Here is an 11,430-nt window from a genome sequence, read left to right as displayed (position 1 = left end):
GCGAGCCCCGTGCCCGGATCGGTGGCGGGACCGGGAGAATGCCCGCATGGCTCGACGTACCACCAAGCAACCGCTCCCCGACGACTTCGAGGAGCACATCCTCGACATCGACGTCGGCGAGGAGATGCGCTCCTCGTTCCTGGAATACGCGTACAGCGTCATCTACTCGCGCGCCCTGCCCGACGCCCGCGACGGGCTCAAACCCGTCCAGCGACGGATCCTCTACACGATGGACCGGATGGGCCTGCGGCCCGACCGCGGGCACGTGAAGAGCGCCCGCGTCGTCGGGGAGGTCATGGGCCGACTGCACCCCCACGGCGACACCGCCATCTACGACGCCCTCGTGCGGATGGCACAGCCCTGGTCGCTGCGGGTGCCCTTCATCGACGGCCATGGCAACTTCGGCTCGCCCGACGACTCCCCCGCCGCCATGCGCTACACCGAGTGCCGGATGCTTCCGGCAGCGGTGGCGATGACGGCGTCCATCGACGAGGAGACCGTCGACTTCAAGCCCAACTACGACTCCCGCGAGACCGAGCCGATCGTCCTGCCGGCGGCCATCCCCAACCTGATCGTCAACGGGACGACGGGCATCGCGGTCGGTATGGCGACCAACATCGCGCCGCACAACCTGGTCGAGGTGGTGCAGGCCCTGCGCCACCTCATCACCCACCCCAAGGCCGACCTGGACGACCTGATGCGGTTCATCCCCGGACCGGACCTGCCGACCGGCGGCAAGATCGTCGGCCTCGACGGCATCCGCGACGCCTACGAGACCGGCCGCGGCTCCTTCAAGATGCGCGCCACGGCCCGGATCGAGTCGGTCACCGCCCGCCGCAAGGGCATCGTGGTGACCGAGCTGCCCTACGGCGTCGGTACCGAGCGCGTGGTCGAGCGGATCAAGGCGCTGGTGCTGGCCAAGAAGATCCAGGGCATCTCCGACCTCAAGGACCTCACCGACCGCACCCACGGGCTGCGACTGGTCATCGAGGTCAAGAACGGGTTCGTCCCCGAAGCGCTGCTCGAGCAGCTCTTCAGGCTGACCCCGATGGAGGACTCGTTCGGCATCAACGCCGTCGCCCTCGTCGACGGCCAGCCGCGCACCCTGGGACTCAAGGAGCTGCTGGAGGTCTTCCTCAAGCACCGCTTCGACGTCGTACGCCGCCGGTCGCAGTTCCGCCGCGGGAAGGCAGCCGACCGCCTCCACCTCGTCGAGGGACTGCTCATCGCGATCCTCGACATCGACGAGGTCATCCAGGTCATCCGTACCTCCGACAACGCCTCGGTCGCCAAGGAGCGGTTGATCGACATCTTCGAGCTCAGCCAGATCCAGGCGGACTGGATCCTGGACATGCCGCTCCGCCGGCTGACCAAGTTCTCCAAGCTCGAGCTGGACAAGGAGAAGGCCGAGCTCGAGCGCGAGATCGAGCTCCTCGACGCGATCCTCAACGACGAGCAGCTCCTGCGCCGGGTCGTCTCGGACGAGCTGGCGGAGGTGGCCAAGACCTACGGCACCCCGCGCCGGACCGTCCTGCTCGCCTCGGCCGGCACCACCGTCACGGCGGCCGCCGCCTCGCTGGAGGTCGCCGACGACCCCTGCTTCGCCTTCCTCTCCTCCACCGGGCTGGTCGCCCGGACCTCGAACGCGGCCCAGCCGGGCCACGGCGAGGCCCGCGCCAACCACGACGTGATCATCTCTGCCGTCCGCACGACCGCCCGAGGACAGGTCGGCGTCGTGACGTCGCGCGGTCGGCTGCTCAAGATCTCGGTGCTCGACATGCCCGAGCTTCCCGACTCTGCCAACGACCCCAACCTCCAGGGCGGCTATCCCCTCAGCGAGATGCTCTCGCTGGACAGCGGCGAGCGGGCGCTGGCGTTGACCTCCTTGACGACCGAAGGTCCCGGCCTCGCCCTCGGCACCCGAGACGGGACCGTCAAGCGAGTCAACCCCGAGGCCCTGAACAGGGACGAGTGGGACGTGATCTCGCTGAAGGACGGCGACGAGGTCGTCGGTGCCGTCGAGCTCATCACGGGCAGCGAGACGCTGTGCTTCATCACAACCGACGCCCAGCTGCTGCACTTCGGGGCCGACGCCGTGCGTCCCCAGGGCCGCGCCGGAGGCGGCATCGCCGGGGTGCGGGTGAGCCAGGGCGAGCGAGTCGCGTGGTTCGGCGTCACCACCGGTGACGAGTCGGTCGTCGTGACGGCGTCCGGTGCCTCGACCGCTCTGCCCGGCACCGACGCCGGTGCGGTCAAGGTCACCCCGTTCAGCGAATACCCCGCCAAGGGACGCGGGACCGGCGGCGTACGCTGCCACCGCTTCCTCAAGGGCGAGGACACGCTGGTGACCGCCTGGGCGGGCCCTGCTCCCGCCCGTGCGGCCGCAGCGAGCGGCGCAGCAGTCGATCTGCCCGCCCCGACCGGGAGGCGCGACGGTTCCGGTGTCCCCGGCTCGCAGGCGATCGCCGCCGTGGCGGGCCCGGTCGCCCTGCTGCTCGCAGACCGCGTGCTCGACCCGGCTTCAGGCCAAGGAGCCGACACCTGATGTGCAAGGCTGATCGCATGACTTCCCGCGTCGCCGGCCTGCCCTTCGCGCTCGTCCTTGCCGGCTCCCTGGCCCTGACCGCGTGCAGCGGCGGCGGTGAGAAGAAGGTGACCGACGACCAGAGCCCCGAAGAGGTGCTCAGCGCCGCCGCGACCACTCTGAACGAGACCGAGGGCGTCAACCTCACGTTGTCGACCACCGACCTCCCCGACGGGATCAACGGGATCACCAAGGCGGCCGGCGTCGCCACCAACGCACCCGCCTTCGAGGGCACGATCACGGTGATCTTCGGCGGGCAGAGCGTCGAGGTGCCGGTCATCGCGGTGGACGGGGTCGTGCACGCGATCCTCCCCTTCACCGACGGGGCCTACCAGGACATCGACCCGGGCGACTACGGTGCCCCGGACCCCGCCGCGCTCATCAGTGCCGAGAGCGGCTTCTCCTCGCTGCTCGGGGTCACCACCGAGCTGGAGGAGGGCGAGAGCGTACGCGGCGGCGCGGACAACGACGAGATCCTTACCACCTTCACCGGCACCGTCCCCGGCAAGGCCATGAAGAAGGTCATCCCGAGCTCCGCGGGAGACTCCTTCGACGCCGAGTACCTCGTCTCCGACGACGGCGAGCTGCGCCAGGCCGTGCTGACCGGGGTCTTCTACCCGAAGAGCGACGAGATGACCTACACGGTCGACTTCGCGGACTACGGCACCAGCAAGGACATCGTCGCCCCGTGAGCGAACTGACCGGGTCGGCTCCGACCCGGGGGTTGTTGAGCCTGGCGGCCGTTGCTGTCGCCTTTGCTGCCGCGGACACCTACGTCGTCGTGCTCGCGCTGCCCGACATGATGACGAGCGTAGGGGTGCCGATCGACCAGCTGCAGCGCGCCGCCCCGATCGTCTCCGGCTTCCTGCTCGGCTACGTCGCGATGCTGCCGCTCATCGGGCGCATCGCCGACCTGCGTGGACGCGTGCCCGTGCTGGTCTTCTCCCTGGTGCTCTTCGCCTTCGGCTCGCTGATCACCGCCCTCGCCTACGACATGCCGTCGATGGTCGGCGGACGGTTCCTCCAGGGCGTCGGCGGAGGGGGGCTCGTCCCGGCCACCCTGGCGCTGGTCGCCGATCTCTACCCCCCGGACCGTCGCGGCGTCCCGCTCGGGATCGTCTCGGCAGTCCAGGAGATCGGCTCAGTGATCGGCCCCCTGTTCGGAGCCGTCGTGCTGGCGTTCGCCGACTGGCGCGCCATCTTCCTGATCAACCTCGCCGTGGGGCTCGTCCTGGCGCTCGCACTTCGGGCGCTGGGCGGCTCCGGTCCCGGCCGACGCGCGAGACCGGACCCCCTCGGTGCCCTGCTCCTCCTGGTGGCGCTGGTCACGGGGGCGCTGGTCTTCGTGAGACCCGCGCAGCTCCTTCGTGACCTGACGTGGGGCCAGCTGTTCATCCCCTACACCGGGTCGGGACGCTGGCTGACCCCGATCGGCCTCGTCGCCATCGCGGCGGCAGTGCTCTTCCTGGTGCGGTGCTTCTACGCAAAGCGGCCGCTGCTGGACCTACGCCAGTGGGGTGCCAGCCTCGGCGAGGCCGACGTCGTAGGCGCGCTGCTGCTGGCGGCGGCGCTCGCCGGTGTGATCCTCGCCTTCGCCACGGCCGACCCGAAGATCCAGGTCTTCTCCGACCGCGGCTGGTGGTTCCTGCTCGGGTCCGCCATCGCGTCGGTGCTCTTCGCCCTGCACCTGCGCCGAGCAGCGGCTCCGCTCGTCCCGCGCGGTGCGCTGCGGCGTACCCCTGCCTGGGGCGCCCTGCTCGTCAGCTTCTTCATCGGGGCCGCTCTCATCGCGGCCCTGATCGACATCCCCTTGTTCGCTCGCACCACCGTCTATCCGGAGTCGCAGCTGGCCGCCGCGCTGGTGCTGGTCCGCTTCCTGGTCGCGCTCCCGGTCGGCGCGGTGATCGGTGGTTACCTCATCCGCCGCTTCTCCCCCGGCGTCATCACCGCCGTCGGGATGCTGCTGGCCGCGACCGGATTCGTGCTGATGGCGCAGTGGGACCTCACCACCGTCGAGGAACCGATCGCCAACCTCGGCCTGATCACCGGCGGTCTGGGATTCGGCCTGGCGCTGGCCCCGGTCAACGCTGCCCTGCTCGCGTACACCGACGACGACGTGCACGGGGTCGCCAGCGCCTTCGTGGTGGTCTCCCGGATGGTGGGGATGCTCGTGGGCATCTCCGCCCTGACCACGATCGGCCTGCGTCGCTACTACGCCGAGCAGGGCGACGTCCCGTCGGCGCGAGAGGTCTGTGACGGCAAGACCAGGTGCGAGGAGTTCTCCGACCTGCTGCGGGTCGCCGGCATCGCGCAGGAGCAGACGGTGTTCTACGGAGCGGCGGTCTGCTCCGTCGTCGCCGCGGTCCTGGCGCTGGTGTTGTTCCGTGCGGCGAAGGCCACCCCGCTCTCTCCGCGAGACCTGCTCACCCCTCAGGGCTTGAGTTGAGTAGTTTTCTCCCCGTGAACGACTTCAACGACCTCATCGCCGCCAACCGGACCTTCGCCGACGACTTCAGCCTCGGCGGTTTCGACGGGGTCGCGCACGCCGGCGTCGCGATCGTGACCTGCATGGACTCGCGCATCAACCCGCTGGCGATGCTCGGCCTCAAGTACGGCGACGCCAAGATCTTCCGCAACCCGGGTGGCCGGGTCACCACCGCAGCCCTCGAGGCGCTGGTGCTGGGCTCGCACCTCCTCGGCGTCAACCGCATCCTGATCGTCCCCCACACCCGGTGCGCGATGGCCCGGTTCACCGAGGCGGAGCTCCGCGACAAGGTCGGCGAGTCCATGGGCGTCGACGCGTCGTGGCAGCACTTCCACGTCATCCCCGACCAGCTCGCCGCCCTCGAGGAGGACGTCCACACCGTGCGCTCCCACCCGCTCATCCCCGACTCGGTCGCCGTCGGCGGCTTCGTCTACAACGTCGACACCGGCCTGCTCGACCAGAAGTTCTGATGACCGACACCGAGTTCGCCGCGACCGCGCTCGCCGTCGTGAGCGCCTCCGTGGCCGCGCTGGTGTGGTGGATGACCCGGGAATGCGCCGCCGGACGCATCCTGGCCAAGAGGCGCACGTTCGGGATCCGCACCCGCCACACGCTCGCTTCGGACGAGGCCTGGATGCGGGGTCACGAGGTGGCGCTCCCCTTGACCGTGGTCGGGCGCTACCTCGCCGGACTCCTCGCCGTGGCGACGCTGGTGGCCGTCGGTGCCGATCGTGAGGCGTCGTTCGGCATTGCGCTGGGCATAGCGGCCGCCATCACCGTGGTCGCCACCTACGTCGCCGCGGTGCTGGCCATCAGTCGCGCTGCGTCCGCAGGTGGCCCCGCCCCGACGGGTGACGTCGCCGTCGCGCCGCAGGGCACTGATTAGGACTGGGCGTACGCCGCTGAGCGCGCCTGCTGCGCATGAGGCTGTCCGCCTGAACTTCCACTCGGAGGAGCGGAAGTCCATCCGGAGCTCGGGCGGTTGTCGCCCGGACGGCATCGCAGCGCGTCGGACGTGACGAAGCTGCATACGCGTACGCCACTGAGCGCGCCTGCGGCGTACGGGCCCGACTTCATCACGTCCGACGCGCCGTCCGGCTGAACCTCAGAAGTCGAGGTCCTCGTCGGTCAGGCTCCCGCCGTTGGCCACGATGAACTCCTTGCGCGGCGCGACGTCGGATCCCATCAGCAGCTCGAAGACCGACGCGGCGACCTCAGCGTCGTCGACGGTGAGCCGGCGCAGGGTGCGGTGGCGCGGATCCATCGTGGTCTCCGCCAGCTGGTCGGCGTCCATCTCACCGAGGCCCTTGTAGCGCTGGGGTGGCTCCTTCCAGCGCATGTTCTTCTTCTTCAGCTCGGCCAGCCGGCGGTGCAGCTCGTCGTCGGAGTAGGTGTAGACGTATTTGTCCATCCCCTTCTTGGGGTTGGTCAGCTCGATGCGGTGCAGCGGCGGAACGGCCGTGTAGACGCGCCCCGACTCGATCAGCTCGGGCATGTACTTGAAGAACAGGGTCGCGAGCAGGCACCGGATGTGCGATCCGTCGGAGTCGGCGTCGGCCATGAAGATGATCCGGCCATAGCGAGCAGCCTCGATCTCGAAGGTCCGGCCCGATCCGGCCCCGACGACCTGGATGATCGAGGCGCATTCGGTGTTCTTGAGCATGTCGCCGACCGAGGCCTTCTGGACGTTGAGGATCTTGCCGCGGATCGGGAGCAGCGCCTGGTATTCGGAGTCACGGGCGAACTTCGCCGTACCCAACGCCGAGTCACCCTCGACGATGAAGAGCTCGGTCCGCTCGTTGTCCGCCGAGCGGCAGTCGGCCAGCTTCGCGGGCAGCGCCGACGACTCCAGGGCGTTCTTCCGCCGCTGGGTCTCCTTGTGCTGACGAGCCGCGATCCGCGTCTTGGACGCGCCCACGACCTTGTCCATCACCAGCTTGGCCTGCGCCTTCTCGGCGCGCTTGGTGGAGGTCAGGAACTTCTTCATCTCCGCAGCGACGACCTTGCGGACGACCGTGCGAGCGGCGGGGGTGCCGAGGATCTCCTTGGTCTGGCCCTCGAACTGGGGCTCCGCCAGCCGCACCGTCACGATGCCGGTCATCCCCTCGAGGACGTCGTCCTTGATGACGTTGTCGTCGTTGACCTTGAGCACCTTGGCTGCGCGCATCACGTCGTTGAAGGTCGCGGTGATGGCCTGCTCGAAGCCGCTCAGGTGCGTGCCGCCCTTCGGGGTGGCGATCACGTTGACGTAGGAACGCACCTGGGTGTCGTAGGTGTTGCTCCACCGCAGGGCCACGTCGACGGTGAGCTCCCGCTCGATCTCCTGGGCCGTCATGTGCCCCTTGTCGTCGAGCAGCGGCACCGTCTCGGTGAACGTGTCCATCCCCTGGAGCCGCAGGATGTCGGTGACCGGCTCACCCTGGGAGAGATAGTCGGCGAACTCGCTGATGCCGCCCTCGTGGAGAAACTTCTCCTCCAGCAGATCCGGTCCCCGGCGATCGCGGATCACCAGTTCGAGGCCGGGGACGATGTAGGAGGTCTGCCGCGCCCTGCCGAGCAGTCCCTCGAGCTCGACGGCAGCGTCCTTGGTGAAGATCTGCCGGTCCGGCCAGAAGTGCACGCGGGTGCCGGTCTTGTCCTTGGCGACGCGCTTGCCCTTGCGAGTCAGTCCCGACTGCGGGGCGAACGGCGCTGTCGGGCCGTCGCCGGCGAACACGCCGGGGACACCCCGCTGGAAGGAGATCCCCTGCTGGGAGGGCGAGCGATCGACGTCGATGTCCATCCGCGACGACAACGCGTTGACGACCGAGAGACCCACGCCGTGCAGACCGCCGGTCGCGACGTAGGAGCCGCCGCCGAACTTCCCGCCCGCGTGCAGCTTGGTGGCCACCACCTCGACACCCGGCAGCCCCGTCTTGGGCTCCTTGTCGGTGGGGATGCCGCGCCCGTCGTCGAACACCTCGACCGACCCGTCCGGGTGCAGGGTGATCTCGACGCGGTGCGCGACGCCTGCGAGCGCCTCGTCGACGCCGTTGTCGATGATCTCCCACAGGCAGTGCATGAGACCGCGCGTGTCGGTCGAACCGATGTACATGCCGGGACGTTTGCGGACGGCTTCAAGGCCCTCGAGGACGAGGAGATGAGCCGCGTTGTAGGTGTTGTCTGCCGGTGCTGCCACAAGGAAAGAACCTACCTGCGACACGCCGCGGCACGAGGTAGGGCACGCTGCGCATCCCAGCCCCGTGTCGGGTCTACGGTGAGCCCACAGCACTCGAGCAATCCGAACACCCACAACACAACGAACACCCGATGAGTCCCAACCTTGGGGATACCGCCATCAGGATGTATCCACAGATGGTTGACTGGACTCGTCCCCCCGACCGCAGCGCCCGGGAATGTTTGATCCGGTGGCTACGTTGGACCAGACACCAAATGCTAAGAGATGAGGCCGCCGTGACTACCGCCATTGCCACCCAACCCGCTGCCCTGACGGCCAGCGACCGCTGCGACCGTTGCGGTGCCCAGGCCTACCTGCGTGTCGAGCTCCAGACCGGCGGCGAGCTGCTGTTCTGCGCCCACCACGCCCGTGAGCACGGAGACAAGATCCGCGCGATCGCCGCCAACGTGCAGGACGAGACCCACAAGCTCCAGGCCACGCCCGCAGCCAGCCAGGACGACCAGTTCTGATCCCGCCCCTCCGACGTCTCCGACGGCCCCCGACCACCCGGTCGGGGGCCGTCGCTGTCCCGGCCCTCCGGCGTGGAAGGCTCAGCACGTGACCAGCACTGAACTCGTCGTGGCCGTCCTCCTCGTCGTCGGCATCGCCGGCATCGTCGTGCCAGTGATCCCCGGCATGCTGCTCATCCTCGGGGGCATCCTGCTGTGGGCCGTCGACCTCAACACCACCACCGGCTGGCTCGTCTTCGCCGTCGCAACAACGTTCCTCGTGCTCGGCACGGTCGTGAAGTACGTCGTCCCGGGCCGCCGGCTCAAGGCCGCGGGCGTGCCCCGATCGACGCTGGTCATCGCCGGCATTGCCGGGATCGTCGGGTTCTTCGTCATCCCCGTCGTGGGGCTGTTCATCGGATTCGTCCTGGGGATGTATGCCGCCGAGCGCCACCGCCTCGGCGCCGCAGCCGCCGGGCCCGCCACCCGGACGGCTCTCAAGGCCGTCGGCCTCTCGATCCTGATCGAGCTCGCCGCCGCCCTCCTGGCGTCAGCCACGTGGGTGGTCGGCGTACTGGTCACCGGCTGATGGGCATCGTCCTGGCGCTGCTCGCTGCCCTGGGCTACGGCCTGTCCGACTTCGTCGGCGGACTCGCAGCACGTCGTACCTCCGCCTGGCCGGTGGCTGTCATGTGCTCGGTCGGTGCCATCGTCACCACGGTCCTGGTCGCGCTCGCCTTCGACGGTCAGGCCACCCGTGCCGACCTCGCCTGGGGCGCCTTCGCCGGCATCGGCTCCGGGCTCGGGGGCGGCTTCCTCTACCGAGGACTCGCCGCCGGCCGGATGGGCGTCGTGGCCCCCGTCTCCGCTGTCGGCGCGGCCATCGTGCCGGTCGTGGTCGGTGTGGCCACCGGCGAACGTCCCGAGCTTCTCGTGTGGCTCGGGATCGCCGCAGCGATCCCGGGCATCTGGCTGGTCAGCCGGGAGCCAGGAGAGGGAAATGTCGCCGCCGGTCTCATCGACGGCGTCCTCGCCGGCCTCGGCTTCGGCCTGTTGTTCGCCGCGATCGGTCAGGTCCCCGACGGAGCCGGCTTCTGGCCGCTCGCCCTCGCGCAGGTCACGGCACTGCTCGCCGTGGTCGCGACCGCGACCGCCCTCAGGGCGACGTGGCGTCCCACCGCTCGGTCCGAGGTCACCGGCGGCCTGCTGGCGGGCGCCCTGGCGAGCGCTGCGGCCCTCTGCTTCCTCTTGGCCACGCAGTCGGGTCTGTTGACCGTCGCAGCGGTGCTCGCCTCCCTCTACCCCGCCTTCACGATCCTCCTCGCGTCCACTGTGCTGCGCGAGCACATCCACCGGGGCCAGGCCGTCGGGCTGGCGTTCTGCGGACTGTGCGTGGCTCTCGTCGCCGCCGGCTGAGACCCCGCTGCCCCTATCGTGAGGCCATGAGGTGGGAGGCCCGCGACCAGAGCCGGCCCCGGCGCCGCCCAGACGTAACGGAGCCGCCCGCGGATTCGGGTCCGGGGCGGCTCTGTCGTCTCGAGGCTAGAGCAGCCCGAACACTGCTCGGGGACAGTTCGGACAACCTTTACCCACGACTCCCTCGTCGACGGCGTCCGCGTCCGTCTGTCCCGGGCGCCCGGGACAGACAGAGCCGCCCGCGGGATCGTGCTCCGTGGGCGGCTCTTGTAGAGCCATGGCCGGGGTGAGGGTCGGGCCGAAGCCACCCAGACTCGCCATGAGCTCTGACTCCCTCTTGGGATTGCTTCCAGCGTAAACATGAGGGAAGCAACCTGTCAGCGGATTGTGACTCGTGTCGCACTGCTGCCCGGACGCTGCCGGCGCGCCCTCGACCAGACAAACAGAACCGCCCGCGGACTGTGTCCGCGGGCGGTTCCTGTTGGACCCCATGGCCGGGGTGAGGGTCAGGCCGAAGCCACCCAAACTCGCCATCAAGCTCAATCTCCCTCTCAGGATGAGTCGAGCGTAGGCAGACCGGAGCCCCGCCGTCTGTAGTCATATGACTAGTCCCCCGACTGCTCTGTCCGGCCGAGGTGTAGGACCTACAGAACCGCCCACGACCTCGAGCCGTAGGCGGTTCTGAGAGCGGACCCCCGTGCCGCTCCACTACTACTGACGCGCGAGCGGCTGCTGAGGTTGCATGAAGTCGGTGACCAATTTCGATGGCTGGGCTCGACGACCTCAGTCGAGGTAGTCGCGCACTAGGAACGCGTGAGCGCTGTGCGTTCACGCGGAGCAAGCGTGCAAGTCAGGAGCGCTGTGGGGCGCAATATCTCCGACTGAGAGGGACCAAACCATGACCATCACCGACGCTCCGACCACCACCCTCGACCACCTCCGCGACCATGTCGAGGAATCAGACTTCGCTCTCACTGAGAAGCTCGGCCTGCGACCGACGCACTACCCCGACAGCAGCGACAAGGCAACCCACCCGGATCAGCGCCCGTGCCCGCCGTGGTGCTGGGTCGGTCAGAACAAGGAGTACGGCCACGAGATCGAGTGGAACTATCCCGCCACCGCGCTCCACTCGATGGAAGGGGTCCCGACCGTGTTCGCCTCCAGATATGCCGGCCACTGTTCGGGCAACTCCTCGACGGGAGACAGGGACATCCGCGCAGCGACGATCGAGCCTCACTTGAAGCAGCGCGGGCAGGGGGAGCCCGTGATCGACGTCTAC

The 11,430-nt window shown here is 69.0% G+C and carries 10 protein-coding genes; 9 read left to right on the top strand and 1 reads right to left on the bottom strand.

Going from position 1 to position 11,430, the window contains the following annotated elements; genetic code table 11:
* Positions 1-46: 46 nt before the first annotated feature.
* The 5 genes from VNJ48_RS20025 to VNJ48_RS20005 are packed head-to-tail and all read left to right on the top strand — an operon-like array spanning position 47 to position 5,955.
* Complete coding sequence (locus tag VNJ48_RS20025) at positions 47-2,545, top strand: DNA topoisomerase (ATP-hydrolyzing) (protein ID WP_325605427.1); 2,499 nt, start codon at positions 47-49, stop codon at positions 2,543-2,545.
* 17 nt (positions 2,546-2,562) lie between these two features.
* Entirely contained in the window at positions 2,563-3,276 is a 714-nt protein-coding gene (locus VNJ48_RS20020; RefSeq protein ID WP_325605425.1) for an LppX_LprAFG lipoprotein, read from the top strand.
* The gene (locus VNJ48_RS20015) at positions 3,273-5,030 is read left to right on the top strand and encodes an MFS transporter (RefSeq protein ID WP_325605423.1); all 1,758 of its coding nucleotides are present in this window, start codon (positions 3,273-3,275) and stop codon (positions 5,028-5,030) included. Before VNJ48_RS20020 ends, VNJ48_RS20015 begins: the two co-directional genes overlap by 4 nt.
* A 14-nt stretch (positions 5,031-5,044) precedes the next feature.
* The gene (locus VNJ48_RS20010) at positions 5,045-5,539 is read left to right on the top strand and encodes a carbonic anhydrase (RefSeq protein ID WP_325605421.1); all 495 of its coding nucleotides are present in this window, start codon (positions 5,045-5,047) and stop codon (positions 5,537-5,539) included.
* Positions 5,539-5,955 carry an SdpI family protein gene (locus tag VNJ48_RS20005; RefSeq protein WP_325605419.1) on the top strand — a complete coding sequence of 139 codons (417 nt, stop codon included), beginning with the start codon at positions 5,539-5,541 and terminating at the stop codon, positions 5,953-5,955. Before VNJ48_RS20010 ends, VNJ48_RS20005 begins: the two co-directional genes overlap by 1 nt.
* A 219-nt stretch (positions 5,956-6,174) precedes the next feature.
* On the opposite strand, the gene VNJ48_RS20000 is transcribed toward VNJ48_RS20005, so the two are convergent.
* Positions 6,175-8,247, bottom strand: coding sequence for a DNA topoisomerase IV subunit B (locus VNJ48_RS20000; protein ID WP_325605417.1), 2,073 nt, complete (start codon positions 8,245-8,247; stop codon positions 6,175-6,177).
* Positions 8,248-8,501: 254 nt separating this feature from the next.
* Here VNJ48_RS20000 and VNJ48_RS19995 point away from each other — a divergent pair, with 254 nt between their 5' ends.
* From VNJ48_RS19995 to VNJ48_RS19980, 4 genes are all read left to right on the top strand, one after another.
* Positions 8,502-8,756, top strand: coding sequence for a DUF7455 domain-containing protein (locus VNJ48_RS19995; RefSeq protein WP_325605414.1), 255 nt, complete (start codon positions 8,502-8,504; stop codon positions 8,754-8,756).
* Positions 8,757-8,844: 88 nt separating this feature from the next.
* Positions 8,845-9,324: a DUF456 domain-containing protein gene (locus VNJ48_RS19990; protein WP_325605412.1), complete on the top strand. Its 480-nt coding sequence runs from the start codon at positions 8,845-8,847 to the stop codon at positions 9,322-9,324.
* A complete protein-coding gene (locus VNJ48_RS19985; protein WP_325605410.1) occupies positions 9,324-10,151 on the top strand; it encodes a DMT family transporter in 828 nt (275 codons plus the stop codon). Before VNJ48_RS19990 ends, VNJ48_RS19985 begins: the two co-directional genes overlap by 1 nt.
* 898 nt (positions 10,152-11,049) lie before the next feature.
* Positions 11,050-11,430 (top strand): hypothetical protein (locus tag VNJ48_RS19980; protein WP_325605408.1); only part of this gene is annotated, 381 nt, incomplete at its 3' end.

Origin of the sequence: Nocardioides sp. (assembly GCF_035576065.1) — a bacterium.
Lineage (GTDB): Bacteria > Actinomycetota > Actinomycetes > Propionibacteriales > Nocardioidaceae > Nocardioides.
Note: the sequence above shows the minus strand (reverse complement) of the source record. Positions and strands in the feature narration are given on the sequence as shown.